General features: G+C 55.9%; 26 protein-coding genes. 20 read left to right on the top strand and 6 right to left on the bottom strand.

Annotated elements, in window-relative coordinates; all coding sequences use genetic code 11:
- Nucleotides 1–322 precede the first annotated feature (322 nt).
- A complete protein-coding gene (gene queG, locus ABLU67_RS24630) occupies nucleotides 323–1,462 on the bottom strand; it encodes a tRNA epoxyqueuosine(34) reductase QueG (RefSeq protein WP_014227617.1) in 1,140 nt (379 codons plus the stop codon).
- A gap of 13 nt (nucleotides 1,463–1,475) precedes the next feature.
- Between queG and nnr the strand changes: the two genes are divergently transcribed.
- From nnr to rlmB, 14 genes are all read left to right on the top strand, one after another.
- Complete coding sequence (gene nnr, locus ABLU67_RS24625; protein WP_171972751.1) at nucleotides 1,476–2,987, top strand: bifunctional ADP-dependent NAD(P)H-hydrate dehydratase/NAD(P)H-hydrate epimerase; 1,512 nt, start codon at nucleotides 1,476–1,478, stop codon at nucleotides 2,985–2,987.
- A complete protein-coding gene (tsaE, locus tag ABLU67_RS24620; RefSeq protein ID WP_014227619.1) occupies nucleotides 2,980–3,441 on the top strand; it encodes a tRNA (adenosine(37)-N6)-threonylcarbamoyltransferase complex ATPase subunit type 1 TsaE in 462 nt (153 codons plus the stop codon). The genes nnr and tsaE overlap by 8 nt, the downstream gene beginning before the upstream one ends.
- 16 nt (nucleotides 3,442–3,457) lie before the next feature.
- Nucleotides 3,458–4,789 (top strand): N-acetylmuramoyl-L-alanine amidase AmiB, encoded by a 1,332-nt coding sequence (amiB, locus tag ABLU67_RS24615; RefSeq protein WP_047724784.1) that lies wholly within the window; start codon nucleotides 3,458–3,460, stop codon nucleotides 4,787–4,789.
- 10 nt (nucleotides 4,790–4,799) lie between these two features.
- Nucleotides 4,800–6,689 carry a DNA mismatch repair endonuclease MutL gene (gene mutL / locus ABLU67_RS24610; RefSeq protein WP_348852573.1) on the top strand — a complete coding sequence of 630 codons (1,890 nt, stop codon included), beginning with the start codon at nucleotides 4,800–4,802 and terminating at the stop codon, nucleotides 6,687–6,689.
- Nucleotides 6,682–7,632, top strand: coding sequence for a tRNA (adenosine(37)-N6)-dimethylallyltransferase MiaA (gene miaA / locus ABLU67_RS24605; protein WP_032695150.1), 951 nt, complete (start codon nucleotides 6,682–6,684; stop codon nucleotides 7,630–7,632). The genes mutL and miaA overlap by 8 nt, the downstream gene beginning before the upstream one ends.
- 92 nt (nucleotides 7,633–7,724) lie before the next feature.
- On the top strand, nucleotides 7,725–8,033 hold the full coding sequence (hfq, locus tag ABLU67_RS24600) for an RNA chaperone Hfq (RefSeq protein ID WP_004097968.1): 309 nt from the start codon (nucleotides 7,725–7,727) through the stop codon (nucleotides 8,031–8,033).
- Nucleotides 8,034–8,108: 75 nt separating this feature from the next.
- Nucleotides 8,109–9,389 (top strand): ribosome rescue GTPase HflX, encoded by a 1,281-nt coding sequence (gene hflX, locus ABLU67_RS24595; RefSeq protein WP_004097973.1) that lies wholly within the window; start codon nucleotides 8,109–8,111, stop codon nucleotides 9,387–9,389.
- Nucleotides 9,390–9,454: 65 nt separating this feature from the next.
- A complete protein-coding gene (gene hflK / locus ABLU67_RS24590) occupies nucleotides 9,455–10,711 on the top strand; it encodes an FtsH protease activity modulator HflK (protein WP_004097974.1) in 1,257 nt (418 codons plus the stop codon).
- A 2-nt stretch (nucleotides 10,712–10,713) separates the two neighbouring features.
- Nucleotides 10,714–11,718 carry a protease modulator HflC gene (gene hflC / locus ABLU67_RS24585; RefSeq protein ID WP_004097977.1) on the top strand — a complete coding sequence of 335 codons (1,005 nt, stop codon included), beginning with the start codon at nucleotides 10,714–10,716 and terminating at the stop codon, nucleotides 11,716–11,718.
- A gap of 197 nt (nucleotides 11,719–11,915) precedes the next feature.
- Nucleotides 11,916–12,113 (top strand): DUF2065 domain-containing protein, encoded by a 198-nt coding sequence (locus ABLU67_RS24580; protein WP_004097978.1) that lies wholly within the window; start codon nucleotides 11,916–11,918, stop codon nucleotides 12,111–12,113.
- Between the two features lie 102 nt (nucleotides 12,114–12,215).
- The gene (locus tag ABLU67_RS24575) at nucleotides 12,216–13,514 is read left to right on the top strand and encodes an adenylosuccinate synthase (RefSeq protein WP_221842356.1); all 1,299 of its coding nucleotides are present in this window, start codon (nucleotides 12,216–12,218) and stop codon (nucleotides 13,512–13,514) included.
- A 149-nt stretch (nucleotides 13,515–13,663) separates the two neighbouring features.
- Nucleotides 13,664–14,089 carry a nitric oxide-sensing transcriptional repressor NsrR gene (gene nsrR, locus ABLU67_RS24570; RefSeq protein ID WP_004097980.1) on the top strand — a complete coding sequence of 142 codons (426 nt, stop codon included), beginning with the start codon at nucleotides 13,664–13,666 and terminating at the stop codon, nucleotides 14,087–14,089.
- A 37-nt stretch (nucleotides 14,090–14,126) separates the two neighbouring features.
- A complete protein-coding gene (gene rnr / locus ABLU67_RS24565; RefSeq protein WP_348852572.1) occupies nucleotides 14,127–16,577 on the top strand; it encodes a ribonuclease R in 2,451 nt (816 codons plus the stop codon).
- A gap of 86 nt (nucleotides 16,578–16,663) precedes the next feature.
- Nucleotides 16,664–17,395, top strand: coding sequence for a 23S rRNA (guanosine(2251)-2'-O)-methyltransferase RlmB (rlmB, locus tag ABLU67_RS24560; protein WP_004109129.1), 732 nt, complete (start codon nucleotides 16,664–16,666; stop codon nucleotides 17,393–17,395).
- 45 nt (nucleotides 17,396–17,440) lie between these two features.
- Here the strand turns inward: rlmB and ABLU67_RS24555 are convergent, their stop codons facing one another.
- Nucleotides 17,441–17,794: a hypothetical protein gene (locus ABLU67_RS24555; protein ID WP_122116888.1), complete on the bottom strand. Its 354-nt coding sequence runs from the start codon at nucleotides 17,792–17,794 to the stop codon at nucleotides 17,441–17,443.
- Nucleotides 17,795–17,899: 105 nt separating this feature from the next.
- Between ABLU67_RS24555 and ABLU67_RS24550 the strand changes: the two genes are divergently transcribed.
- The gene (locus ABLU67_RS24550) at nucleotides 17,900–19,537 is read left to right on the top strand and encodes an isovaleryl-CoA dehydrogenase (RefSeq protein ID WP_049069023.1); all 1,638 of its coding nucleotides are present in this window, start codon (nucleotides 17,900–17,902) and stop codon (nucleotides 19,535–19,537) included.
- On the opposite strand, the gene yjfN is transcribed toward ABLU67_RS24550, so the two are convergent.
- Complete coding sequence (yjfN, locus tag ABLU67_RS24545) at nucleotides 19,528–19,803, bottom strand: DUF1471 family protease activator YjfN (protein WP_014227626.1); 276 nt, start codon at nucleotides 19,801–19,803, stop codon at nucleotides 19,528–19,530. The genes ABLU67_RS24550 and yjfN overlap by 10 nt on opposite strands.
- 137 nt (nucleotides 19,804–19,940) lie before the next feature.
- Nucleotides 19,941–20,249 carry a biofilm peroxide resistance protein BsmA gene (gene bsmA / locus ABLU67_RS24540; protein WP_004097988.1) on the bottom strand — a complete coding sequence of 103 codons (309 nt, stop codon included), beginning with the start codon at nucleotides 20,247–20,249 and terminating at the stop codon, nucleotides 19,941–19,943.
- A 197-nt stretch (nucleotides 20,250–20,446) separates the two neighbouring features.
- On the opposite strand from bsmA, the gene yjfP reads away from it, so the two are divergent.
- Nucleotides 20,447–21,163 carry an esterase gene (gene yjfP, locus ABLU67_RS24535; protein ID WP_348852571.1) on the top strand — a complete coding sequence of 239 codons (717 nt, stop codon included), beginning with the start codon at nucleotides 20,447–20,449 and terminating at the stop codon, nucleotides 21,161–21,163.
- Here the strand turns inward: yjfP and ulaR are convergent.
- A complete protein-coding gene (ulaR, locus tag ABLU67_RS24530; protein ID WP_004097990.1) occupies nucleotides 21,160–21,915 on the bottom strand; it encodes an HTH-type transcriptional regulator UlaR in 756 nt (251 codons plus the stop codon). The genes yjfP and ulaR overlap by 4 nt on opposite strands.
- A 106-nt stretch (nucleotides 21,916–22,021) precedes the next feature.
- A complete protein-coding gene (gene ulaG / locus ABLU67_RS24525) occupies nucleotides 22,022–23,086 on the bottom strand; it encodes an L-ascorbate 6-phosphate lactonase (protein WP_221842354.1) in 1,065 nt (354 codons plus the stop codon).
- Between the two features lie 364 nt (nucleotides 23,087–23,450).
- Here ulaG and ulaA point away from each other — a divergent pair, with 364 nt between their 5' ends.
- From ulaA to ABLU67_RS24505, 4 genes are read left to right on the top strand one after another with little or no spacing between them, the layout of a single operon-like run.
- Nucleotides 23,451–24,851, top strand: coding sequence for a PTS ascorbate transporter subunit IIC (ulaA, locus tag ABLU67_RS24520; RefSeq protein WP_064358228.1), 1,401 nt, complete (start codon nucleotides 23,451–23,453; stop codon nucleotides 24,849–24,851).
- Between the two features lie 12 nt (nucleotides 24,852–24,863).
- Complete coding sequence (gene ulaB / locus ABLU67_RS24515) at nucleotides 24,864–25,169, top strand: PTS ascorbate transporter subunit IIB (RefSeq protein ID WP_004109091.1); 306 nt, start codon at nucleotides 24,864–24,866, stop codon at nucleotides 25,167–25,169.
- Nucleotides 25,170–25,178: 9 nt separating this feature from the next.
- Entirely contained in the window at nucleotides 25,179–25,646 is a 468-nt protein-coding gene (ulaC, locus tag ABLU67_RS24510; RefSeq protein ID WP_004097995.1) for a PTS ascorbate transporter subunit IIA, read from the top strand.
- A 13-nt stretch (nucleotides 25,647–25,659) separates the two neighbouring features.
- Complete coding sequence (locus ABLU67_RS24505) at nucleotides 25,660–26,310, top strand: 3-keto-L-gulonate-6-phosphate decarboxylase UlaD (RefSeq protein ID WP_049083195.1); 651 nt, start codon at nucleotides 25,660–25,662, stop codon at nucleotides 26,308–26,310.
- Nucleotides 26,311–26,312 lie beyond the last annotated feature (2 nt).

Genomic DNA, 26,312 nt, shown 5'->3' with positions numbered 1-26,312 from the left:
GCACGACCTTGCCAAGGTCGGGGTCGCGAGTTCGAGTCTCGTTTCCCGCTCCAAATTTCTTCTCATACCCAGTTTATCCACAGCGCAAGCACGCGCCGGTGATGATTTTCGCGCGGTCCTGAAAATACTGTGAACAGAGTTATCCACAGGTTAACCTTTCGTCCTCTCTCAGAAAATTACTTCACTATGTAAATAGTATTCTTATATCTAATTGAAATGTAACAGTTAAATTTCATTTCAAAGTGTTAATCCGATCACTTGACGAACGTCTGCCCCTTGAAACGCAATGTGTTTTTATTTTTATTCACACCCTGTGAATGAATCAGGCGTCGCGCGGTAGCCCTTTTTCAACCACCCTGACCAGACGCAGCTTTTTGGGTAACTGCACCTCAACCACATTGGCATTTCTCTTTTCAATTTGCTGCGCCATCGCCCACTCGATATGTTCGTCGAGAAGCGGGTGCTCACCCCTGCGGCTTTCCAGCGCCTTCAGGTTCGCTTCATCCCAGGGCGCATTGCCCAACGCGACGGCGATATTACGCAGCCAGCGCAGATGACCAATACGGCGAATGGCCGAACCTTCCGTCACTTTTAAAAACCAGGGTTCGCTCCAGGCGAACAGCTCAATAAGCGCCGGGGCGTGTAGCGCCTTGCGCGGGCTGAAATCCTCTTCATCGGTGAGCTGCGCGAAGCGGTTCCACGGGCAAATCAGCTGGCAGTCATCGCAGCCGTATATGCGGTTGCCGATCAGCGGACGAAACTCTTCCGGAATAGCGCCTTCCAGTTCGATAGTCAGATAGGAAATACAGCGCCGGGCATCGACGGTATAGGGCTCGACGATGGCGCCGGTTGGGCAGATGGTCATGCAGGCAACGCAGCGGCCGCACTCTTCCTTGACGGGCTGGTCAATGGGAAGAGGGAGATCGATAAGCAATTCACCGAGGAAAAAGAACGAGCCGGCATCGCGGCTAAGGATGAGCGAGTGCTTACCTGTCCATCCCAGCCCCGCTTTTTCGGCTAAAGGGCGTTCAAGAATCGGCGCGGAATCGACAAAAGGTCTAAAATTGAGCGAAGCACACTGTCCCTGAATCATCTCACCTAATTTTTTCAGGCGATGACGTAATAGCTTGTGATAGTCCCGTCCGAGGGCGTAACGGCTAACGTAACCCACGGCGGGGTCTTTCAGGGTACGGGCGAAAGCGGCATTAGCGGGCAGATAGTTCATTCTCACGCTAATTACGCGCAGGGTACCGGGCTGGAGCTCATGGGGGCGCGCGCGCATCATGCCATGACGCGCCATCCACGCCATTTCGCCGTGGTATTGTTTATCCAGCCACGCCTGCAGTTTAGGTTCGCTGGCGCTGAGATCGGTATCGGTAATACCGACCTGCTGGAACCCCAACTCTGTGCCCCATTGTTTGATTTGCTGCGCTAACTGATTGAGATCGAGGGGCTGTGACATGATGGACCATACGATGACGAAAAACACCGGGAGTATACCACATATCATCTGGTCGGCGGAGGCGCTACGACGAGCGGAAAAAGAGGCGGCGGATGCCCTTGGGCTGACGTTGTATGAATTGATGCGTCGTGCGGGCGAAGCGGCTTTTGAGCTTGCGCGCGTCCAGTATCCTGAAAGCCAGCACTGGCTGATTCTCTGCGGCCACGGTAATAACGGCGGCGACGGCTACGTGGTGGCTCGCCTGGCACAGTCGCGAGGCATTCAGGTCACGCTGCTGGCGCTGGAGAGCGAGAAACCGCTGCCGGAAGAGGCCAGCCTCGCGCGTGAGGAGTGGCTCAACGCCGGCGGCACGATTCATGCCGCCAGCATCCCCTGGCCGGAAGATATCACGCTGATTATTGACGGCCTGCTCGGTACCGGGTTACAGAGCGCGCCCCGGGAAAACGTTGCGGCGCTGATCGCGCGGGCAAACGCCCATCCGGCTGCGGTTGTGGCGCTGGATATCCCCTCCGGCCTGAATGCGCAAACGGGGACGACGCCGGGCGCGGTTATCCATGCCGCTCATACCATCACCTTTATCGCGCTTAAGCCGGGGCTGCTGACCGGAAAAGCCCGCGATGTCGTTGGCCGTTTGCATCACCACGCCCTGGGGCTTGAGGGTTGGCTGGCAGGCCAAACGACGGCGCTCAGTCGCTTCGATGCCTCGCAGCTCCCCGGCTGGCTGCCGCCGCGGCGTCCAACCTCGCACAAAGGCGACCACGGTAAGCTGGTGATTATTGGCGGCGAACCGGGGACGGCGGGCGCCATACGAATGAGCGGTGAAGCGGCGCTGCGCGCGGGCGCCGGGCTGGTGCGAGTACTGACTCACCGGGACAACATTGCCCCCATTCTGACCGCCAGGCCGGAGCTGATGGTCCATGAGCTGACGTCCCGTTCTCTCGAAGAGAGTCTGCACTGGGCGGATGTCATTGCGATTGGGCCGGGTCTGGGGCAGGGCGAGTGGGGTAAAAATGCGCTACGCCAGGCGGAGAATTTTCGCAAACCAATGGTCTGGGATGCGGATGCGCTGAACCTGCTGGCAATCAATCCCGATAAACGTCACAATCGCGTGCTGACGCCGCATCCCGGCGAAGCCGCCCGCCTGCTGAACGTGAGTGTGGCAGAAATTGAAAGCGATCGCTTACATTCTGCACAACGTCTGGTAAAACGTTATGGTGGCATCGTGGTGCTGAAAGGTGCAGGTACGATCGTGGCGAGCGAAACGGGCGAAATGGCTATTATCGACGCCGGTAACGCTGGGATGGCCAGCGGCGGGATGGGCGATGTGCTGACCGGTATTATCACTGCGTTGTTAGGCCAGCGCCTGACGCCGTATGATGCTGCCTGCGCCGGATGCGTTGCTCATGGCGAAGCCGCCGATCGGCTGGCGGCGAGACACGGCACCCGCGGAATGCTGGCGACCGATCTTTTTTTCACGCTCAGGCGTGTTGTTAACCCGGATGTGATTGACGTAGACCATGATTAACCGAGTGATTCCTTTACCCGATGAGCAGGCGACTTTAAGCCTTGGCAACCGTGTCGCGCAGGCATGCGCTGGCGCGACGGTCATCTATTTGTATGGCGATTTAGGGGCGGGTAAGACCACCTTTAGCCGCGGTTTCCTTCAGGCTCTCGGTCACCGTGGCAACGTTAAAAGCCCAACCTACACCCTCGTCGAGCCATACAGTCTCGATAATTTGATGGTCTATCACTTCGATCTTTATCGCCTGGCGGATCCTGAGGAACTCGAGTTTATGGGGATCCGCGATTATTTTACTGACGATGCTATCTGCCTGGTGGAATGGCCTCAGCAGGGCACGGGAGTACTGCCGGACCCGGATGTTGAAATTCACCTTGAGTATCAGGCACAAGGGCGTGAGGCGCGCGTAACCGCGGTCTCCTCATTGGGTGAGTCTTTATTGGCGCGTTTGGCTAATTAGCCTGAAGGACGACGGGATGATGTATCGCTTAACCAGTTGGCTGGCCGCCGCACTGATGCTGTTCAGCATTCAGGGCACTGCGGCAAGTTTATCCGATATCCAGGTCTCAAATGGCGATCGGCAGGCCCGCATTACCATTAGCTTTATCGGCGAGCCTGAATATTCGTTTAGCCCCCAGGGCAAACGCATCGTGGCGCTGGATATTAAACAGACTGGCGTACTCCAGGGGCTACCGCTGCAGTTTAGCGGCAATAATCTGGTAAAAAGCATTCGTTCCGGGACGCCGCAGGATACGCAGTCGCTGCGCCTGCTGGTGGATCTCACCGCCGATGGCAAAACCCGCGCGGTGAAACAGCAGAACGGCTCTAACTACACCGTGGTGTTTACGATTAACGCCGACGCGCCGCCTCCGCCTCCACCTCAGCCAGTGGTGGTTAGACAGGCGGAAAGGCCCGTGGCGCAGCCCGTGCGTCCGAGCGAACCCGCGCGCAACCCGTTTAAAGCCGATAACGACCGGCTTACCGCGGTGACCAGCACCAGTAGCGTAACGCGTCCTGCGGCGCGTACCGTTTCCGGCGACGATAAAGTGATTATCGCCATTGACGCCGGCCACGGCGGCCAGGATCCGGGAGCCATTGGTCCGAACGGCACGAAAGAAAAGAATGTGACCATAGCGATTGCGCGTAAGCTCCGCGCGCTGCTGAATGCCGATCCGCAGTTCAGGCCCGTGCTGACGCGCGACGGCGATTATTTCATTTCCGTCATGGGGCGTTCTGACGTCGCACGTAAGCAAAACGCCAATTTCCTTGTCTCGATTCACGCCGACGCTGCGCCGAATCGCGATGCTACCGGGGCCTCGGTTTGGGTGCTTTCCAACCGCCGCGCGAACAGCGAAATGGCCGGCTGGCTCGAGCAGCATGAGAAACAGTCAGAACTGCTGGGCGGCGCGGGCGATGTACTGGCCAACAGCCAGTCGGACCCTTACCTGAGCCAGGCGGTGCTGGATTTACAGTTCGGCCATTCCCAGCGCGTCGGGTATGATGTGGCGACCAATGTGCTGAGCCAGCTGCAGCGGATCGGCGATTTACATAAGCGTCGCCCTGAGCATGCCAGCCTCGGCGTACTGCGTTCGCCGGATATCCCGTCGATCCTGGTGGAAACGGGTTTTATCAGTAATACCGGCGAAGAGCGGCTGCTGGGTAGCGATGCTTATCAGCAGCAGGTCGCAGAGGCGATTTATAACGGCCTGCGTAACTACTTTATGCAGCATCCTCTGCAATCCGCGCCGCGCGGGGCAGCCGCGCAGACTGCCAGCGCAGGTTCGTCAGACGGGACGTTGTTAAATTAAGGAGACGGCCATGCCGATTCAGGTTCTACCGCCGCAGCTCGCCAACCAGATTGCCGCAGGTGAAGTGGTGGAACGTCCGGCGTCGGTGGTCAAAGAGCTGGTGGAAAATAGCCTCGATGCCGGGGCGACGCGTATCGACATTGATATTGAGCGCGGCGGGGCGAAGTTAATCCGCATTCGCGATAACGGCTGCGGCATCAAAAAAGACGAGCTGGCGCTGGCGCTGGCTCGTCACGCCACCAGTAAAATTGCTTCGCTGGATGACCTTGAGGCGATCATTAGCCTCGGCTTTCGCGGCGAAGCTCTGGCCAGTATTAGCTCAGTGGCTCGCCTGACGTTGACCTCGCGTACCGAAGATCAGCAGGAGGCCTGGCAGGCCTATGCCGAAGGGCGCGATCAGGCGGTCACCGTGAAGCCGGCGGCGCATCCGGTGGGAACAACGCTGGAAGTGCTGGATCTGTTTTATAACACCCCCGCCCGGCGCAAATTTATGCGCACCGAGAAAACCGAGTTTGGCCATATCGACGAGATCGTGCGGCGCATTGCGCTGGCGCGCTTCGACGTGACCATCAACCTCAGCCACAACGGCAAGTCCGTGCGCCAGTACCGGGCGGTATCGCAGGACGGCCAGCGCGAGCGGCGTCTGGGCGCGATCTGCGGTTTGCCATTTCTCGAACACGCGCTGGCGATTGAGTGGCAGCACGGCGACCTGACCCTCAGCGGCTGGGTGGCCGATCCGCTACATACCAATCCGACGCTGGCGGAGATTCAGTATTGCTACGTCAATGGGCGGATGATGCGCGATCGCCTGATTAATCACGCGATTCGCCAGGCCTGTGAAGACAAACTGGGCGCCGACCAGCAGCCTGCCTTTGTGCTGTATCTGAAGATAGATCCGCATCAGGTGGATGTGAACGTCCATCCGGCCAAACATGAAGTGCGTTTTCATCAGTCGCGCCTGGTGCATGACTTTATCTATCAGGGCGTGCTGAGCGTCCTGCAGCAGCAGCTGGAGGTGCCGTTGGCGGAAGAGGGCGATGAGCCCGCGCCGCGGCAGGTGCCGGAAAACCGCATTGCGGCGGGCGGCAATCATTTTGCCCAGCCGGCGGTCGCGCGTGAAAGCGCCGCTCCCCGTTACCGGGATGAGCCCGCCGCGCCGCGTTTTAATACCGGAGGTTCGCGAGAGTCCGCCGCCTCGGGTTCATCTGGCGGAGCCGCCTGGCCGCACGCGCAGCCAGGCTATCAAAAACAGCAGGGTGCGCTTTATCGCCAACTGCTGGATACGCCGGCCACGGAGCGCAAACCCCTGGCTCCCGCACCGGCAGCGGAAGGCCTGTCGGGCCATAGCCAAAGCTTTGGCCGCGTACTGACGATTATCGATAGCGACTGCGCGCTGCTGGAGCGCGGCGGTAAGTTATCACTGCTGGCTCTGCCGGTTGCTGAGCGCTGGCTGCGCCAGGCGCAGCTAACGCCGGGCGCAGAGGCGGTTTGCGCCCAACCGCTGCTTATCCCGCTGCGGATAAAAGTGTCCGACGAGGAAAAAGACGCGCTCAAGCAGGCGCAGTCGGCGCTGGCTGAGGTCGGGATTGAACTCCAGTCCGATGCGCACCACGTGACGGTCCGCGCAGTGCCTTTACCCTTAAGACAACAAAATTTACAAATCTTGATTCCTGAACTGATAGGCTACCTGGCGCAGCAAAAAACCGTCGACGTCGGCAATATTGCTCAGTGGATGGCGCGTAATCTGGCGAGCGAACATGCGCAGTGGAACATGGCGCAGGCGATTGCCGTCCTGGCGGATATCGAACGCTTATGTCCGCAGCTGGTTAAAGCGCCGCCGGGTGGTCTGTTACAACCTGTTGATTTACATTCGGCGATGAATGCCCTGAAAGATGAGTGATGTAACTGAGGCAAGCCTGCCTAAGGCAATATTTTTAATGGGCCCGACGGCCTCTGGTAAAACCGCATTGGCTATCGCCTTACGTAAAGTTTTGCCAGTAGAGTTGATTAGCGTTGATTCAGCCCTCATCTATCGAGGAATGGACATAGGCACGGCCAAGCCCGATGCCGCGGAGCTGAGCGCTGCGCCGCATCGTCTGCTGGATATTCTTGACCCGGCCGAGGCTTATTCCGCGGCGGATTTCCGCCGCGATGCGCTGGCAGAGATGGCCGATATCGTCGCTGCCGGGCGAATTCCGCTACTGGTTGGCGGAACGATGTTGTATTTCAAGGCGTTGTTGGAAGGATTGTCGCCTCTACCCTCGGCTGACCCTGAGGTCAGAGCCAGGATCGAGCAACAGGCCGCAGAGCAGGGATGGAACGCGTTACACCAGCAGCTACAGGAAATTGATCCGGTTGCCGCCGCGCGTATTCATCCAAATGATCCGCAAAGACTTTCCCGAGCACTGGAAGTTTTTTTCATTTCGGGTAAAACTTTAACGGAGCTGACGCAAACGTCAGGTGATGCTCTGCCGTATAAGGTGCACCAGTTCGCCATCGCCCCGGCGAGCCGTGAACTGCTCCATCAGCGCATAGAACAGCGTTTTCATCAGATGTTGGCTTCAGGTTTTGAAGCAGAAGTGCGGGCGCTTTTTGCCCGGGGAGATTTGCATACGGATATGCCTTCCATTCGTTGTGTCGGATATCGCCAGATGTGGTCTTACCTTAATGGCGAGATCCCGTATGATGAAATGGTTTATCGAGGTGTTTGCGCCACGAGACAGTTAGCTAAACGTCAGGTGACCTGGCTGCGCGGTTGGGAAGGTATCCACTGGTTAGACAGTGAACAACCTGAACAAGCGTTCAACAAAGTATTACAGGTTGTTGGTGCTAGCCTGGACTGAACGTGTACAATTGAACGGGTATCGTGCGTAATTTTTTTAAGAATCGTAAGGTTCTGAGTACAAAACAAGCATACATATAAGGAAAAGAGAGAATGGCTAAGGGGCAATCTTTACAAGATCCGTTCCTGAACGCTTTGCGTCGGGAACGTGTTCCGGTTTCTATTTATTTGGTGAATGGTATTAAGCTGCAAGGGCAAATTGAGTCTTTCGATCAGTTCGTGATCCTGTTGAAAAACACGGTCAGCCAGATGGTCTATAAGCACGCAATTTCTACTGTTGTCCCGTCTCGCCCGGTGTCACACCACAGCAACAATGCTGGCGGCGGTACAAACAACTATCACCACGGTGGTGGTGCGCAGGGTTCTTCTGCGCCGCAGCAAGACAGCGAAGACGCCGAATAAGGCAGATGCTGTTTTTCCACGTCGGGGAGCCAGGTTTTCTGCGTTCCCCGCTGGTATTTTATAAGGGGTTTACGCTTGTTTGACCGTTATGATGCCGGTGAGCAGGCGGTACTGGTACACATCTATTTTTCGCAAGACAAAGATATGGAAGATCTCCAGGAGTTTGAAACTCTGGCCTCTTCCGCCGGTGTCGAAGCAATGCAGGTGATTACCGGTAGCCGTAAAGCACCGCACCCGAAGTATTTTGTTGGTGAAGGTAAAGCTGTCGAAATTGCGGAAGCCGTAAAAGCGACCGGTGCATCGGTCGTGCTCTTCGATCATGCCCTGAGTCCGGCACAGGAACGAAACCTGGAGCGCTTATGCGAATGTCGGGTTATCGATCGTACTGGCCTGATTTTAGATATTTTTGCCCAGCGAGCGCGTACCCACGAAGGGAAACTGCAGGTCGAGCTGGCGCAGCTGCGCCACATGGCGACTCGCCTCGTTCGCGGCTGGACCCACCTTGAAAGACAGAAAGGCGGGATTGGTTTGCGCGGCCCGGGGGAAACCCAGCTCGAAACTGACCGCCGCTTGCTGCGTAACCGTATTATGCAGATCCTGGCGCGACTGGAAAAAGTTGAAAAACAGCGTGAGCAGGGACGGCGGTCACGCGCCAAAGCCGATATTCCAACCGTGTCGCTGGTCGGTTATACCAACGCCGGTAAATCCACGTTGTTCAACCAGATAACCGAAGCCGAGGTCTATGCTGCGAACCAGCTGTTCGCCACTCTGGATCCAACGCTGCGCCGGATTGATGTCCCTGATGTCGGCGAAACCGTCCTGGCGGATACCGTAGGCTTTATTCGCCACCTGCCGCACGATCTGGTGGCCGCGTTTAAAGCGACGCTCCAGGAGACGCGCCAGGCGACGCTGTTGCTGCATATCATTGATGCTGCCGATGTGCGCGTGCAGGAAAATATTGACGCAGTGAATACGGTGCTCGCGGAAATCGAAGCTGATGAGATCCCGGCGCTGCTGGTCATGAATAAAATCGACATGCTGGATGATTTTGAGCCGCGTATCGATCGGGATGAAGAAAATAAACCGATTCGGGTCTGGCTTTCCGCCCAGACCGGGGTTGGCGTACCGCTGCTTTTTCAGGCTTTGACGGAACGGCTTTCTGGTGAAGTGGCCCAGCACACGCTGCGCCTGCCACCGCAGGAAGGTCGGTTGAGAAGCCGGTTCTATCAGCTTCAGGCGATAGAGAAAGAGTGGATGGAGGATGACGGTAGCGTTGGTCTGCAGGTGCGCATGCCGATCGTTGACTGGCGTCGCCTCTGTAAACAAGAGCCAGCGCTGGTTGAATACGTGATTTGACCTTGCAGCTTGCCTGAAGATATTGACCCCTGTGGGGATATCAAAAACAAATATGGAGCATATACATGGCGTGGAATCAGCCCGGTAATAACGGACAGGACCGCGACCCGTGGGGAAGCAGCAATAACCAAGGCGGCAACTCTGGGGGAAATGGCAACAAAGGCGGTCGCGAGCAGGGACCTCCCGATCTGGATGATATCTTCCGTAAGCTAAGTAAAAAACTTGGCGGCCTGGGTGGCGGAAAAGGTGGACTGGGCGGCGGTAGCGGCTCTCAGGGACCTCGCGGGCCAATGGGCGGACGTATCGTCGGCATCGTTGCCGCCGCTGCGGTTATTATCTGGGCAGCCAGCGGTTTCTATACCATTAAAGAAGCTGAACGTGGCGTCGTCACTCGCTTTGGTAAATTTAGCCATCTGGTTGAGCCTGGCCTTAACTGGAAACCTACTTTCATTGATAACGTTCAGGCGGTTAACGTTGAGTCGGTCCGCGAACTGGCGGCTTCCGGCGTCATGCTGACGTCTGACGAAAACGTCGTGCGCGTTGAGATGAACGTGCAGTACCGCGTGACCGATCCGGAACGCTATCTGTTTAGCGTCACCAGCGCGGACGACAGCCTGCGTCAGGCCACCGACAGCGCCCTGCGTGGCGTGATCGGTAAATACACCATGGACCGTATCCTGACCGAAGGACGTACCGTCATTCGTAGCGATACCCAGCGCGAGCTGGAAGAGACCATTCGTCCGTACAACATGGGTATCACCCTGCTCGACGTCAACTTCCAGACGGCGCGTCCGCCGGAGGAAGTAAAAGCCGCGTTTGATGATGCGATTGCCGCGCGTGAAAACGAACAGCAGTACATTCGTGAAGCGGAAGCTTACACCAACGAAGTCCAGCCGCGGGCTAACGGTCAGGCGCAGCGTATCCTTGAAGAGGCTCGCGCCTATAAGACCCAGACCGTTCTTGAAGCGCAGGGTGAAGTGGCTCGTTTTGCAAAAATTCTGCCTGAGTATAAAGCGGCTCCGGAAATTACCCGCGAGCGTCTGTATATCGAAACCATGGAAAAAGTGCTGAGCCATACGCGCAAAGTGCTGGTTAACGATAAGGGGAGCAACCTGATGGTTCTGCCTCTGGATCAGATGCTGAAAGGCGCCGGCGCGCCGGCGGCAAAGAGCGATAGCAGTGGCGCAAGCGATCTGCTGCGTCTGCCGCCTGCATCCAGCTCAAACAGCGCCAGTAACGCTTCTACCTCTACGGGAGGCACCATTATGGACCAACGCCGCGCCAACGCGCAGCGTAACGACTACCAGCGTCAGGGGGAATAACGATGCGTAAATCTGTTATCGCGATAATTGTCATCGTGCTGGTGGTGCTCTACATGTCCATCTTTGTGGTCAAAGAGGGCGAGCGCGGCATCACGCTGCGTTTTGGTAAAGTTCTGCGCGACGATGAAAACAAACCGCTGGTGTACGCGCCTGGCCTTCACTTCAAGATTCCTTTTATTGAATCCGTGAAGATGCTTGATGCGCGTATCCAGACGATGGACAACCAGGCCGACCGCTTTGTTACCAAAGAGAAGAAGGACCTGATTGTTGACTCTTACATCAAGTGGCGCATCAGCGACTTTAGCCGTTACTACCTGGCAACCGGCGGCGGTGACGTTTCCCAGGCCGAGGTGCTGCTGAAGCGTAAATTCTCTGACCGTCTACGTTCTGAAATTGGCCGTCTGGATGTGAAAGACATCGTGACCGACTCCCGCGGCCGTCTGACCCTGGAAGTCCGCGATGCGCTGAACTCAGGTTCTGCGGGCACAGAAGATGAAGTCAGTACGCCGGCTGCCGATGACGCGATTGCTAAAGCGGCGGAGCGTGTTGAAGCAGAAACAAACGGTAAGGTTCAGGTGATCAACCCGAACAGTATGGCGGCGCTGGGTATTGAAGTCGTCGACGTGCGTATTAAACAGATCAACCTGCCTGCCGAAGTGTCTGAAGCGATCTACAACCGTATGCGCGCCGAGCGTGAAGCGGTAGCGCGTCGTCACCGTTCACAGGGTCAGGAAGAAGCTGAAAAACTGCGCGCGACCGCGGATTATGAAGTGACCAAAACGCTGGCGGAAGCCGAGCGTCAGGGTCGTATTCTGCGCGGTGAAGGCGATGCTGAATCGGCGAAACTGTTTGCTGATGCATTCAGCCAGGATCCAGGCTTCTATGCCTTTATCCGTAGCCTGCGTGCGTATGAGAACAGCTTCCAGAGCAATCAGGATGTGATGGTTCTCAGCCCGGACAGCGATTTCTTCCGCTATATGAAATCACCCACGTCAGCGACCCGCTGATAAGCAATGAGTAAGCAAAAAGGCGCCCGTTGAGGCGCCTTTTTTACAATGTTCGCAGCGGATTTGGGTTCGCCAATGGGTTATGTATTTTGTTTCATAAAGCCGGTTCATAACAATGATGAAATACCGGAGAATATGAATTGAGCAACGACTCACAGGGGTGAGCGACGGTGGCTGTACTTAAATAAAGGTGAATAATGAACTCTACAATTTGGCTGGCACTGGCGCTGGTTTTAGTACTTGAAGGGCTTGGGCCGTTGCTTTATCCGCGCGCGTGGCGTCGAATGGTCGCCACGATGAGCCAATTACCGGATAATTTATTACGCCGGTTTGGCGGAGGTCTTGTGGTTGCCGGTATCGTCATCTACTACATGTTGAGGAAAACGATTGGCTGAGCGTAAAGTAGACTAATTTCCCGCCTTTTGAGTGCAAAAAGTGCTGTAACTCTGAAAAAGCGATGGTAGAATCCATTTTTAAGCAAACGGTGATTTTGAAAAATGGGTAACAACGTCGTCGTACTGGGCACCCAATGGGGTGACGAAGGTAAAGGGAAGATCGTCGATCTCCTGACTGAACGGGCTAAATATGTTGTGCGCTATCAGGGCGGTCACAACGCCGGCCATACTCTCGTAATCAACGGTGAAAAAACCGTCCTCCATCTCATTCCATCAGGTATTCTTCGCGAGAATGTCACCAGCATCATCGGTAACGGTGTCGTGCTTTCTCCGGCTGCGCTGATGAAAGAGATGAAAGGTCTGGAAGACCGTGGTATCCCTGTCCGCGAGCGTCTGCTGCTTTCTGAAGCGTGCCCGCTTATCCTCGAATATCACGTTGCGCTGGATGTCGCGCGTGAAAAAGCGCGCGGCGCGAAAGCTATCGGTACGACCGGTCGCGGTATCGGCCCGGCTTACGAAGATAAAGTGGCTCGCCGCGGTCTGCGCGTTGGCGATCTGTTTGATAAAGCCACCTTCGCTGAGAAACTGAAAGAAGTGATGGAATATCACAACTTCCAGCTGGTGAATTTCTACAAAGCTGAAGCGGTTGATTACCAGAAAGTTCTCGATGACGTCATGGCGATTGCCGACATCCTGACCGCGATGGTTGTTGACGTTTCCGATCTGCTTGACCAGGCGCGCAAGCGTGGCGATTTCGTCATGTTTGAAGGCGCACAGGGTACGCTGCTCGATATCGATCACGGTACCTATCCGTACGTAACCTCTTCCAACACCACCGCAGGTGGCGTGGCGACCGGCTCCGGTCTGGGTCCGCGTTATGTAGACTACGTTCTGGGTATCATCAAAGCGTACTCCACTCGCGTAGGTGCGGGTCCGTTCCCGACTGAGCTGTTTGATGAAACCGGCGAGTTCCTGTGCAAGCAGGGTAACGAGTTTGGCGCAACCACCGGCCGTCGTCGTCGTACCGGCTGGCTGGATGCCGTAGCGGTGCGCCGCGCGGTGCAGATTAACTCCCTGTCCGGTTTCTGCCTGACTAAGCTGGACGTCCTGGACGGCCTGAAAGAAGTTAAAATCTGCATAGCCTACCGGATGCCGGATGGCCGCGAAGTGACGACCACTCCGCTGGCTGCTGACAACTGGGAAGGCATCGAGCCGATTTACGAAACCATGCCGGGCTGGTCTGAAACCACCTTTGGCGTGAAAGAGCGCAGCGGTCTGCCGCAGGCAGCGCTGAACTACATCGCACGCATTGAAGAGCTGACCGGCGTACCGGTTGATATTATCTCTACCGGTCCTGACCGTACCGAGACGATGATTTTGCGCGATCCGTTCGACGCATAACGATCTCCAGGGGCGCCGTTAAGGCGCCTCTTGTTTTTGCTGTTCGCCCGCCCCATTTAAATAAATTAGCGGCCTGAGCGCTGGCTGGTTTATCATCAATAGTAATTGTCTACCGACGCACTCTGTTTTTCTTTTCCCTGAGGTTGATTGTGCAGTTAACGAGTTTCACTGATTACGGATTACGCGCGCTGATTTATATGGCGTCGCTACCGGATGGAAGAATGACCAGCATCTCCGAAGTGACGGAGGTTTACGGCGTTTCCCGTAATCATATGGTTAAAATAATCAATCAGCTAAGTCGCGTGGGGTACGTGACGGCGGTACGGGGAAAAAACGGGGGAATTCGTCTGGGGAAACCGGCAAATATGATTCGCGTGGGTGATGTTGTTCGCGATCTGGAGCCGCTCTCGTTGGTCAACTGCAGCAGCGAATTTTGCCATATTACGCCCGCCTGTCGTCTGAAACAGGCGCTTGCTGAAGCCGCGCAAAGTTTTCTCAAGGAACTGGATAACTACACGCTGGCCGATTTGGTTGAAAAGAATCAACCGCTTTATAAATTATTGCTGGTGGAGTGACGTAAACTTCACTGGAGATGACAACGGAGGAACCGACATGTCACAAGATCCTTTCCTGGACCGCGAATCTGAAAAATACGCTAATCCAATCCCGAGCCGGGAATTTATCCTCGATCATTTAGCAAAACGCGAAAAACCGGCTAGCCGAGATGAGCTGGCAATAGAGCTGAATATTGAAGGCGAAGAACAACAAGAAGCATTGCGCCGCAGACTGCGCGCAATGGAACGCGATGGTCAGCTGGTCTTTACGCGTCGTCAGTGCTATGCGCTGCCGGAACGTCTTGACCTGCTGAAAGGGACCGTTATCGGTCATCGCGATGGTTATGGCTTCCTGCGCGTTGAAGGCCGTAAAGATGACCTGTATCTGTCGTCCGAGCAGATGAAAACCTGTATTCACGGCGATCAGGTGCTGGCGCAGCCGCTGGGCGCCGACCGTAAAGGCCGTCGCGAAGCGCGTATTGTCCGCGTACTGGTGCCAAAAACGGGCCAGATTGTGGGCCGCTACTTTACCGATGCGGGCGTTGGCTTCGTGGTGCCGGATGACAGCCGCCTGAGCTTCGATATCCTGATTCCCCCGGAACAGATCATGGGCGCGCGGATGGGGTTTGTGGTGGTGGTTGAGCTGACCCAGCGCCCAACCCGCCGCACCAAAGCGGTCGGCAAGATCGTTGAGGTCCTCGGCGACAATATGGGTACCGGCATGGCGGTCGATATGGCCCTGCGCACCCATGAAATTCCCTACGTCTGGCCGCCAGCGGTCGAAAAACAGGTCGCCGGCCTGAAAGAACAGGTACCGGAAGAGGCGAAACAAGGGCGCGTTGATTTACGTAGCCTGCCGCTGGTCACCATTGATGGCGAAGACGCCCGTGACTTTGATGATGCCGTGTACTGCGAGAAGAAACGCGGCGGTGGCTGGCGTCTGTGGGTGGCGATCGCCGATGTGAGCTACTACGTGCGTCCGGGTACGCCGCTGGATGGCGAAGCGCGCAGCCGCGGCACGTCGGTCTACTTCCCGTCTCAGGTGGTTCCGATGCTGCCTGAAGTGCTCTCTAACGGCCTGTGTTCACTGAATCCTCAGGTCGACAGGCTCTGTATGGTTTGTGAAATGACGATTTCGGCCAAGGGGCGTCTGACCGGCTTCAAATTCTACGAAGCGGTGATGAGCTCCTATGCCCGTCTGACCTATACCAAAGTCTGGCATATGCTGCAGGGCGACCAGGATCTGCGTGAGCAGTACGCGCCGCTGGTTAAGCATATTGAAGAGCTGCATAACCTCTACAAAGTGCTGGACGGCGCGCGTGAAGAGCGCGGCGGTATCTCATTTGAGAGTGAAGAAGCTAAATTCATCTTTAATGCTGAACGCCGCATTGAACGTATTGAGCAGACTCAGCGTAACGACGCGCACAAGCTGATTGAAGAGTGCATGATCCTGGCGAACATCTCCGCTGCGCGCTTCGTTGAGAAGGCCGAGGAACCGGCGCTGTTCCGTATCCATGACAAACCGAGTACGGAAGCGATTACCGCATTCCGTTCGGTGCTCGCGGAGCTGGGGCTTGAGCTGCCTGGCGGCAACAAGCCGGAGCCGCGCGACTATGCGGAATTACTGACCTCTATCGCCGATCGTCCGGATGCAGAGATGCTGCAAACCATGCTGCTGCGGTCGATGAAACAGGCGATATACGACCCGGAAAACCGCGGCCACTTTGGTCTGGCGCTGCAATCCTATGCCCACTTCACCTCGCCGATTCGCCGCTATCCTGACCTTTCGCTGCATCGCGCGATCAAGTATTTACTGGCGAAAGAGCAGGGACATAAAGGCAATAGCACCGAGACCGGCGGCTGGCACTACAGCATGGACGAGATGCTGCAGCTGGGGGCGCACTGTTCGATGACCGAGCGTCGTGCTGATGAAGCGACGCGCGATGTTTCGGACTGGCTGAAGTGTGATTTCATGCTGGATCAGGTGGGTAACGTCTTTAAGGGCGTGATTGCCAGCGTGACCGGCTTTGGTTTCTTCGTCCGTCTGGATGAGCTGTTTATTGATGGTCTGGTGCACGTCTCTTCCCTCGATAACGACTACTACCGCTTCGATCAGGTCGGACAGCGTCTGATTGGTGAATCCGGCGGCCAGACCTATCGACTGGGCGATCGCGTGGAAGTGCGCGTTGAAGCGGTCAACATGGACGAGCGTAAAATTGACTTCTCGCTTATCTCCAGCGAGCGCGCGCCGCGCAACGTCGGTAAGACCGAGCGTGAAAAAGCGAAGAAGGGCGGCGCAGGTAAATCTTCCGGACGTCGCCGTCAGGCGGGCAAGCAGGTAAACTTCGAGCCGGATAGCGCATTCCGCAAACAGAAAGGTCAGTCTCAGCCGAAAGCCGCTCAGCCAAAAGGCGAGAAGAAAGCGAAGAAGCCGTCGGAGAAAACCCAGAAGATAGCCGCAGCGACCAAAGCCAAGCGCGCGGCGAAGAAAAAGAATATCGCTGAGTAGTGCGATTCCCTTTACCCCCGCGCCTCCCGACATCGTGGCGGGGCGGGGGGAAGGGAACGGATAACAGAACCTAAACGAGTAGATAAATGAGTGAAATGATTTACGGCATCCACGCGGTGCAGGCACTGCTGGAGCGCGCTCCTGAACGTTTTCAGGAAGTCTTTATTCTGAAAGGCCGTGAGGATAAGCGCCTTATGCCGCTGATCCATGCCCTGGAAGCGCAGGGCGTGGTGATTCAGGTCGCCAGCCGCCAGTTTCTGGATGAGAAAAGCGAAGGCGCCGTTCATCAGGGAATTATTGCCCGCGTGAAGCCCGGACGTCAGTATCAGGAGAACGATCTGCCGGATCTGATCGCCTCTCTCGATCAGCCGTTCTTTTTGATCCTTGACGGCGTGACCGATCCGCACAACCTCGGCGCCTGTTTACGTAGCGCTGACGCCGCTGGCGTGCATGCGGTGATTGTCCCCAAAGACCGTTCTGCGCAGCTGAATGCCACGGCGAAAAAAGTGGCCTGCGGCGCGGCGGAAAACGTCCCGCTGATCCGCGTCACCAACCTGGCGCGTACCATGCGTCTGCTGCAGGAAGAGAACGTCTGGATCGTCGGTACCGCCGGCGAGGCCGATCATACGCTGTTCCAGAGCAAAATGACCGGATCGCTGGCGCTGGTCATGGGGGCGGAAGGCGAAGGCATGCGCCGCCTGACCCGGGAGCACTGCGACGAGTTGATCAGCATCCCGATGGCCGGTAGCGTGTCGTCGCTGAACGTATCGGTCGCCACCGGTATTTGCCTGTTTGAAGCGGTACGCCAGCGCAGCTAATCTCTTCTTTCCAAATAAGCCATTCTCTGGAATGGCTTATCTTCTTCAGTTCTGACCGCCTTCTCGCTCTATCCGACGGGCAATGTCGAGACCTCTTTCAACATAGTTCAGGACCTGGCTCAAGGGTAATTCCTCTCCCGGTTCATCTCCCGTTTGCTCGAGGAATTTAAGCTGCGCGCCTCGATTCTTTAATACTTTGATGAGATTAAGAAAATTTCCAATAGGATTCTGCTCTTCCAGAATGTCATCGCAGATTTTGTTTTCATCAAATGAGGTGACGTAACCGGAAGCGTTCAGGTTCTGTTTGATAGCGCTCATCGCGAGATGAGGAAGATGGCGGTGGATAAGCGGAATATAGTTCGGCGCATTTTGCCGATCTTCAATAATTAAATGAATCATGAAATTCCCTTTCTGATTGTGAGAGAACTTTATAACAGAGTTCTCTGACGGAAAGTGCGCCGTTGTCCATACTTATGGATAGAGCCATTGAAGGAGGGAAACATAATGCACTGGCAAACTCATACCGTATTTAATCAACCCTCGCCGCTATGTAACAGTAACTTATTCCTGTCCGATACCGCCCTGCGTGAAGCCGTCGTCCGCGAAGGCGCGGGCTGGGATGGCGATCTGCTGGCGAGCATTGGCCAACAGCTGGGGACGGCCGAATCGCTGGAGCTGGGGCGCCTGGCCAACAGCAATCCGCCGGAACTGCTGCGCTATGACGCAACGGGATCGCGTCTTGACGATGTTCGTTTCCACCCCGCCTGGCATTTACTGATGCAGGGGCTGTGCGCTAACCGGGTACATAATCTTGCCTGGCAGGAAGAGGCTCGTGAAGGCGCCTTCGTTGCCCGCGCTGCCCGCTTTATGCTGCATGCGCAGGTCGAGGCGGGCACCCTGTGTCCCACCACCATGACCTTTGCCGCGATTCCATTGCTGCAGCGCTCCTTACCCGAGACTTTTAGCGACTGGCTATCGCCGCTATTAAGCGATCGCTACGATCCGCACCTTGTGCCGGGTAATCAGAAACGCGGGCTGCTTATCGGGATGGGGATGACGGAAAAGCAGGGCGGGTCCGATGTCCTGAGCAACACGACGCGAGCGGAGAAAAGCGCAGAAGGCTTTTATCATCTGATCGGACATAAATGGTTTTTCTCGGTACCGCAGAGCGATGCTCATCTGGTGCTGGCTCAGGCGCCGGCGGGCCTCTCCTGCTTTTTTGTTCCGCGCCTGTTGCCGGATGGCCAGCGTAACGGTGTACATCTGGAAAGGCTGAAAGATAAATTAGGTAACCGCGCGAACGCCAGCAGCGAAGTCGAGTTTTTCAATGCCTGCGGCTGGCTGGTCGGAGAAGAGGGCGATGGCGTCCGGCAAATTCTCAAAATGGGCGGCCTGACCCGTTTTGACTGCGCGCTGGGTAGCCATGCGCTGATGCGCCGGGCCTATTCGGTAGCCTTATACCATGCTCTGCAGCGTCAGGCATTTGGTAAAAATCTGGTCGATCAGCCGATAATGCGTCAGGTTCTGGGGCAGATGGCGCTGCGGCTGGAAGGACAAACCGCCTTTCTGTTCCGCCTGGCGAGGGCCTGGGACAGGCGCGACGATGTGCAGGAAGCGCTATGGGCAAGGCTGTTCACGCCCGCCGCGAAATTTGCTGTCTGCAAATCCGGGATCGCGTTCGTCGCCGAGGCGATGGAGGTACTGGGCGGCTCAGGCTATTGTGAAGAGAGTGAATTACCGCGTTTGTACCGTGAAATGCCGGTAAACAGCATCTGGGAAGGTTCCGGTAATATTATGTGTCTGGACGTGATGCGGGTTCTGATGAAGCAGCCGGCGGCGCTCGAACTTCTGGCGGCGGAGTGCGCGGAAGTGAAAGGGCAAAATCGTCATTTCGATCGGACGTGGCGGCAGCTGCAGCAGTGGCTACGGCGGCCTCTGGAAGAGCAGGGGCGGGAGATTACCCGGCTGGTCTATATGCTGGGCGTTGGGGCGCAGCTATTACGCTTCGCGTCACCGCCGCTGGCAGAGGCCTGGTGCCGTATGATGCTCGACGCGCGCGGCGGCATGCGGCTGGATGAGCAGACGCTGGATGACTTACTGTTACGGGCAACGGGGCGTGGACGACAGGCGCCTCAGGCATAAAGAATGGCCTGTACCCGCCAGTTGTCCGGCTGCTGCTCCTCGTACATCTGGACGATGCGATACCAGGAGGCGCCCTGCTCATCGGCCTGCACGGCGATAGCGTGTTCAACATCCTGCTGGCTGCCCGAGATGTTGTTAACGCAAATCAGGCCAATTTCGTTCAGGCCCGTTACGCAGTCAGCGCTGGCAAACTCCGCTGACTGCGCGGAAGTATTGGCCGTGACGGTGGTCAACATCAGGCTGGGTAGGGTAAAAGTTCGTTTCATCGTCAGCTCCATTTCACATAGTCCTGAGGGCAGTCCGTTGCTAACGTTCTGCCAGGTTACAGCTGGCCGAACGTTATTATGCACAGGAGAACGTGAATGGATGCAAAGCAGTGTAAAGCTGGCTTAAAGGTTGACCGTTATTTACGGTACAAAATTGCCTGCGAATACCACTGGCCCGGAACCATGGTGTCATCAATCATTATGATGACGTAGTAATCCGCTTTAGCTGCCTCAGCTTTGACCTTTAGCGCAGCCTCGACATCCATCGGTGAGCCGTACATTAATACGCTCACCGTCCCCATCTTCTGCAGACCCGCCGTCTGATTACGCTGGATCTCTTGTGGATGGTCGGTTGCCGGCGGCGGCGCCTTTGGCGTCCCCTGTAGGGCGCTACAGCCGGTTAAAGCGATTGCCATTAACCACGGTGCAAACCTACGCATAACCATATCTCGTTTCCTGTTAGTCATAGTGTAGTGGTAGCCTGAATGTCATTTCCGGGGAATGTTCCCAAATTGTTATCCCGTACGCGATTTTCGAATGAAAATATCGTGAAAGCGTAATCTGGTTCTCAAGATTATGAATCATGTGCGAACGAGCGACTTGAGTAATAACATAACATCACTTGAGAGAAAGGAGACGGTAAATGATTGCATTAGAAATGCGTAACCTTGCGGGTGGGGAGGTTCTCCATGCATACCCGCAGGGCGCCGCAGATACGGCGCTGCCTTGCATTGTCTTTTATCATGGTTTTACCTCTTCTAAGCTGGTCTACAGCTATTTTGCCGTTGCGCTTGCAGAGGCGGGGTTTCGGGTGATTATGCCTGATGCAGCGGAACACGGCGCGCGCTACCGGGGAGACGAGCAGGGGCGGATGCAGCGCTTCTGGCCGATTCTGATGAACAATTTTATTGAATTTCCGGCACTACAGGAGGCGATTCGGGATCGGGGATGGCTTGCTGTCGACAGGCTGGCGGTGGCAGGCGCATCGATGGGCGGAATGACGGCATTAGGAATTATGACCCACCACCCGGAGCTGAAAAGCGTAGCCTGCCTGATGGGGTCAGGCTATTTCAGTTCGCTCTCGCAGGCGCTTTTCCCTTCGCCTTCGTTCGATGCAGAACAGCTGGTGGCGTGGGACGTCAGCCAGCAGCTGGCGACCCTGGCCAGCCGTCCGCTGCTGCTCTGGCACGGCGATGAAGATGATGTCGTGCCGCCGGGGGAAACCTTCCGCCTGCAGCAGGCGCTGCAGCAAAACGCGCTGGCCGACAATTTAACCTGCCTCTGGCAGAAAGGCGTCCGCCACCGCATTACGCCGGAAGCGTTAGCCGCGACGGTGGACTTTTTTCAACGTCACCTTTAAACGCGAATCACCTGCACGCCCTGATCCTCAAGCTGCTTGAGGATCGCCTCATCCGCCTGTTTACCGGTAATCACCAGGTCGATTTGCCCGGCCTGGCTAAAGAGCATTCCGGCGCGTTCGCCGACTTTGCTGCTGTCGACCAGGACCGCGAGTTTGCCGACGACGTTAAGCATTTTTTGCTCCGCCATCGCCGTCAGCATATCGGTTTTATACAGCCCTTCGGCGGTCAACCCTTTGCCGCTGGTGAACATCCAGTGCCCGGCATACAGGCTGTTTTCGCTGCCCTGCGGGCTCAGGGTGATAGAGTGGCTGCGGTTATACTGCCCGCCCATAATGATGACGCTGTCGTGTTCCTGATCGATCAGATAGTTGGCCAGCGGCAAATAGTTGGTGATGATCTGTACCGGTTTGCCGCACAGCTCCTGCCCAAGCAGGAATGCGGTAGAGCCGCAGTTAATGACGATGCTTTCGCCAGGGTTGACCAGCTGCGAAGCCGCACGCGCAATCCGTACCTTCTCATCGTGGTTTTGCGCCTGGTGAATATTCATTGGCGACCAGCGCGGGCGCTGCTCGCTGATGGCTTCCGCGCCGTTGCGGACTTTTTTTAGCCTGCCGCTTTCGTCGAGTTTGTTGATATCGCGTCGTGCCGTCGCCGGAGAAATTCCCAGCCGGGAAATCACCTGCTCCACGGTGACAAATCCCGTTTGTGCCAGCAAATCCAGTAAAATTTGATGTCTTTGCGCTTCCGTCATGAGCAAATCCGATTAAAAGTGATAAGCAAAGATGATATTTGAAATCAGGTGAAAATACTAATGCTGACGGGGATAATTTCCGGCGGGCGGTCCCGCCGGAGAAGCCTTACAGGAACGACTTAAAGGGCAGGTCCGGTTCCATCGTGAAGCAATCGTCGAATCCGCGCGGATAATGGTATTCGAAGTTGTCTTTATCCAGCGGCCAGGTGAATTTTCCGCCCACCTGCCAGATGAAAGGCTTAAAGCCATACTGCAGACGATCTTTTTTCATCTCCCACAAAACGCGGATTTCCTGCGGATCGGCCTGGAAGTTTGACCAGATATCGTGATGGAACGGGATTACCACTTTAGCATTCAGCGACTCGGCCATGCGCAGGATATCGGCGCTGGTCATTTTGTCGGTGATACCGCGCGGGTTCTCGCCATAGGAGCCCAGCGCCACGTCGATCTGGTGTTCGTTACCGTGCTTCGCGTAGTAGTTGGAGTAGTGGGAATCGCCGCTGTGATACAGGTTGCCGCCCGGCGTTTTGAACAGGTAGTTCACCGCGCGCTGATCCATTCCGTCCGGCAGGACGCCTGCGGCTTTTTGATCCGCGGGTAAGGTGATGAGGGCCGTACGGTCAAAAGCGTCAAGCGCGTGGATTTCAACATCCTTTATTTTAACCACATCCCCTGGTTTCATCACGATACAGCGCTCTTTTGGAACGCCCCAGCCCATCCACAGGTCGACGCAGGTTTGCGGGCCGATGAACGGCACGTCCTCGGCGCAGTTCTGCATGACCGCGGCGGCCACGTTCACATCAATATGATCGTTATGATCGTGAGTGGACAGTACGGCGTCGATCTGGCGAATAGCGAACGGATCGAGAACAAACGGAGTGGTGCGCAGGTTTGGCTGGAGCTTCTTCACGCCGGCCATACGCTGCATCTGGTGGCCCGTTTTCATCAGCAGGTTCCCGTGGCTTTGCTTGCCGGTACCGCACCAGAAATCGACGCAGATATTGGCTCCGCCTTCGGATTTCAGCCAGATGCCCGTACAACCCAACCACCACATGGCAAAGGTGCCCGGCGCAACCTGCTCTTGTTCAATTTCTTCGTTCAGCCAGCTACCCCACTCCGGAAAAGTGTTCAGGATCCATGATTCGCGGGTGATGGTTTGTACTTTACTCATTTGTTTTTCCCTCACATATTATCAGAAGTAATCACGATGTGATTTGTTTTGACGAATACTGGCACCGTTTGTTCAGGATTGCAATCCTGAAATTTGCCCTTCATGAGGGGAATCGTGGAGGGTAAAAAGAGGGGTAGGCTGACGTTATGACATGAGTTATGTTTTATTTCATTGATTTAAATATACTATTTTACATTTTGTAGAAATGAGAATTAATACGATGGCGGATTGTGTGATTATTTGCGGCGTCCGTCACATTTAATCAAATATAATCTTGTTGTGATTATTTTTGATTATTAGAGTGATCGCAACAACCAACCTGGGCGTAGCGTGCGTTCAGAGCGTCCACCTTCTGGAGTGTGTTATGGAGATTCTCTACCACATCTTTACCGTGTTCTTTAACCAGGTTATGACCAACGCCCCGCTGCTGCTGGGTATTGTGACCTGCCTGGGCTATATCCTGCTGCGCAAAAGCGCCAGCGTTATTGTTAAAGGGACGATTAAAACCATTATCGGTTTTATGCTGCTGCAGGCCGGCTCCGGCATTCTGACCAGCACGTTTAAGCCGGTCGTGGCGAAAATGTCTGAGGTTTACGGCATTAACGGCGCTATCTCCGATACCTACGCGTCAATGATGGCCACGATCGAACGCATGGGCGACGCCTACAGCTGGGTGGGCTATGCCGTGCTGTTAGCCCTGGCGCTGAATATCTGTTATGTCCTGCTGCGGCGTATTACCGGTATTCGCACCATCATGCTGACCGGGCACATCATGTTCCAGCAGGCGGGGCTGATTGCCGTCTCTTTTTACATCTTCGGTTACCCGATGTGGACGACCATCATCTGTACGGCGGTACTGGTGTCGCTCTATTGGGGCATTACCTCGAACATGATGTATAAGCCGACTCAGGAAGTGACCGACGGCTGCGGCTTCTCCATCGGACACCAGCAGCAGTTCGCTTCATGGATTGCTTACAAGGTCGCCCCGTATCTGGGCAAAAAAGAGGAGAGCGTTGAGGATCTTAAGCTGCCGGGCTGGCTGAACATCTTTCACGACAACATCGTCTCCACGGCCATCGTGATGACCATTTTCTTCGGCGCGATTCTGCTCTCCTTCGGCATCGACACCGTACAGGCGATGGCGGGTAACACCCACTGGACGGTCTATATCCTGCAAACGGGCTTCTCGTTCGCCGTCGCTATTTTCATTATCACCCAGGGCGTGCGCATGTTCGTCGCCGAACTTTCCGAGGCGTTCAACGGTATCTCCCAGCGCCTGATTCCCGGCGCCGTACTGGCCATTGACTGTGCGGCGATCTATAGCTTTGCGCCAAACGCCGTTGTCTGGGGCTTTATGTGGGGTACCATCGGTCAGCTGATCGCAGTCGGTATTCTGGTCGGCTTCGGCTCTTCCATTCTGATTATTCCGGGCTTTATCCCGATGTTTTTCTCGAACGCCACCATCGGCGTCTTTGCTAACCACTTTGGCGGCTGGCGCGCGGCGCTCAAGATTTGTCTGGTGATGGGCATGATCGAAATCTTTGGCTGCGTCTGGGCGGTGAAGCTGACCGGCATGAGCGCCTGGATGGGCATGGCGGACTGGTCAATTCTGGCGCCGCCGATGATGCAGGGCTTCGCCTCCATCGGTATCGCGTTTATGGCCGTCATTATCATTATCGCACTGGCTTATATGTTCTTCGCAGGGCGCTCGCTGCGCGCTGAAGAGGACGCGGAAAAACAACTGGCAGATGCTTCTGCTCAATAAGGAGTTTTGACTATGACCGTACGTATTCTGGCTGTATGTGGCAACGGGCAAGGCAGTTCCATGATCATGAAGATGAAGGTGGACCAGTTTTTGACCCAGTCAAATATCGATCACACGGTAAACAGCTGCGCGGTGGGGGAATACAAAAGTGAACTCAACGGCGCGGACATTATCATCGCCTCCACCCATATCGCCGGTGAGATTAGCGTCTCCGGCAACAAATACGTGGTTGGCGTGCGCAACATGCTCTCGCCTGCGGATTTTGGCCCAAAACTGCTGGAGGTGATCAAAGCGCACTTCCCGCAGGATGTGAAGTAAGGACGCCAAATGAAATTACGTGATTCGCTGGTGGAGAACAACTCCATCCTTTTACAGGCTGACGCCAGCACCTGGCAGGAAGCCGTCAAGCTGAGCGTTGATTTACTGGTGAAGGCGGATGTCGTGGAGCCGCGCTACTACCAGGCCATTCTGGATGGCGTTGCTCAGCACGGCCCTTATTTTGTGATTGCTCCCGGTCTGGCGATGCCGCACGGTCGGCCGGAAGAGGGGGTGAAGAAAACGGGCTTTGCGCTGGTTACGCTGAAAACGCCGCTGGTTTTCAATCATGAGGATAACGACCCGGTCGACATCCTGATCACCATGGCGGCCGTGGATGCCAATACCCATCAGGAAGTCGGCATCATGCAGATCGTCAACCTGTTTGAAGATGAAGCCAATTTTGACCGTTTACGCGCCTGCCGCTCCGCGCAGGAAGTTCTGGAATTAATTGATAACGCTACGGCAGCGGCCGTTTAAAAGGAACACCAAAATGTCATTACCTATGTTGCAGGTTGCGCTCGATAACCAATCTATGTCTTCCGCGTATGAAACGACGCGCCTGATTGCCGATGAAGTGGACATTATTGAAGTCGGTACGATTCTCTGCGTGGCTGAGGGCGTACGCGCCGTTCGCGACCTGAAGGCGCTCTATCCCAACAAAATCGTGCTGGCGGATGCCAAAATCGCCGATGCCGGTAAAATTCTCTCCCGCATGTGCTTTGAAGCCAACGCCGACTGGGTCACCGTGATCTGCTGCGCGGACATCAACACCACCAAAGGCGCGCTGGACGTAGCGAAAGAGTTCAACGGCGACGTCCAGATCGAACTGACCGGCTACTGGACCTGGGAGCAGGCGCAGGAGTGGCGTGAAGCGGGCGTTCAGCAGGTGGTTTATCACCGCAGCCGCGATGCCCAGGCCGCCGGCGTAGCGTGGGGCGAGGCGGATATCAGCGCGATCAAACGCCTGGCCGGGATGGGCTTTAAAGTCACCGTCACCGGCGGCCTGGCGCTGGAGGATTTGCCGCTGTTCCAGGGGATTCCGATCCACGTCTTTATCGCCGGTCGCAGCATTCGCGACGCCGCTTCCCCGGTGGAAGCCGCGCGGCAGTTTAAACGTTCGATCGCCCAGCTGTGGGGCTAAGG

The sequence above is a fragment of the Klebsiella sp. GN_Kp190 genome (genome assembly GCF_040061795.1).
GTDB classification, from domain to species: Bacteria; Pseudomonadota; Gammaproteobacteria; order Enterobacterales; family Enterobacteriaceae; genus Klebsiella; species Klebsiella michiganensis.
This window is presented reverse-complemented; position numbering and strand designations above follow the sequence as displayed.

Coding starts and splice junctions, on each gene's coding strand:
- queG (WP_014227617.1), bottom strand. CDS start 1,462: ATGTCACAGCCCCTCGATCTCAATCAGTTAGCGCAGCAAATCAAACAA.
- nnr (WP_171972751.1), top strand. CDS start 1,476: ATGACGAAAAACACCGGGAGTATACCACATATCATCTGGTCGGCGGAG.
- tsaE (WP_014227619.1), top strand. CDS start 2,980: ATGATTAACCGAGTGATTCCTTTACCCGATGAGCAGGCGACTTTAAGC.
- amiB (WP_047724784.1), top strand. CDS start 3,458: ATGATGTATCGCTTAACCAGTTGGCTGGCCGCCGCACTGATGCTGTTC.
- mutL (WP_348852573.1), top strand. CDS start 4,800: ATGCCGATTCAGGTTCTACCGCCGCAGCTCGCCAACCAGATTGCCGCA.
- miaA (WP_032695150.1), top strand. CDS start 6,682: ATGAGTGATGTAACTGAGGCAAGCCTGCCTAAGGCAATATTTTTAATG.
- hfq (WP_004097968.1), top strand. CDS start 7,725: ATGGCTAAGGGGCAATCTTTACAAGATCCGTTCCTGAACGCTTTGCGT.
- hflK (WP_004097974.1), top strand. CDS start 9,455: ATGGCGTGGAATCAGCCCGGTAATAACGGACAGGACCGCGACCCGTGG.
- hflC (WP_004097977.1), top strand. CDS start 10,714: ATGCGTAAATCTGTTATCGCGATAATTGTCATCGTGCTGGTGGTGCTC.
- ABLU67_RS24580 (WP_004097978.1), top strand. CDS start 11,916: ATGAACTCTACAATTTGGCTGGCACTGGCGCTGGTTTTAGTACTTGAA.
- ABLU67_RS24575 (WP_221842356.1), top strand. CDS start 12,216: ATGGGTAACAACGTCGTCGTACTGGGCACCCAATGGGGTGACGAAGGT.
- rnr (WP_348852572.1), top strand. CDS start 14,127: ATGTCACAAGATCCTTTCCTGGACCGCGAATCTGAAAAATACGCTAAT.
- rlmB (WP_004109129.1), top strand. CDS start 16,664: ATGAGTGAAATGATTTACGGCATCCACGCGGTGCAGGCACTGCTGGAG.
- ABLU67_RS24555 (WP_122116888.1), bottom strand. CDS start 17,794: ATGATTCATTTAATTATTGAAGATCGGCAAAATGCGCCGAACTATATT.
- ABLU67_RS24550 (WP_049069023.1), top strand. CDS start 17,900: ATGCACTGGCAAACTCATACCGTATTTAATCAACCCTCGCCGCTATGT.
- yjfN (WP_014227626.1), bottom strand. CDS start 19,803: ATGAAACGAACTTTTACCCTACCCAGCCTGATGTTGACCACCGTCACG.
- bsmA (WP_004097988.1), bottom strand. CDS start 20,249: ATGGTTATGCGTAGGTTTGCACCGTGGTTAATGGCAATCGCTTTAACC.
- yjfP (WP_348852571.1), top strand. CDS start 20,447: ATGATTGCATTAGAAATGCGTAACCTTGCGGGTGGGGAGGTTCTCCAT.
- ulaR (WP_004097990.1), bottom strand. CDS start 21,915: ATGACGGAAGCGCAAAGACATCAAATTTTACTGGATTTGCTGGCACAA.
- ulaG (WP_221842354.1), bottom strand. CDS start 23,086: ATGAGTAAAGTACAAACCATCACCCGCGAATCATGGATCCTGAACACT.
- ulaA (WP_064358228.1), top strand. CDS start 23,451: ATGGAGATTCTCTACCACATCTTTACCGTGTTCTTTAACCAGGTTATG.
- ulaB (WP_004109091.1), top strand. CDS start 24,864: ATGACCGTACGTATTCTGGCTGTATGTGGCAACGGGCAAGGCAGTTCC.
- ulaC (WP_004097995.1), top strand. CDS start 25,179: ATGAAATTACGTGATTCGCTGGTGGAGAACAACTCCATCCTTTTACAG.
- ABLU67_RS24505 (WP_049083195.1), top strand. CDS start 25,660: ATGTCATTACCTATGTTGCAGGTTGCGCTCGATAACCAATCTATGTCT.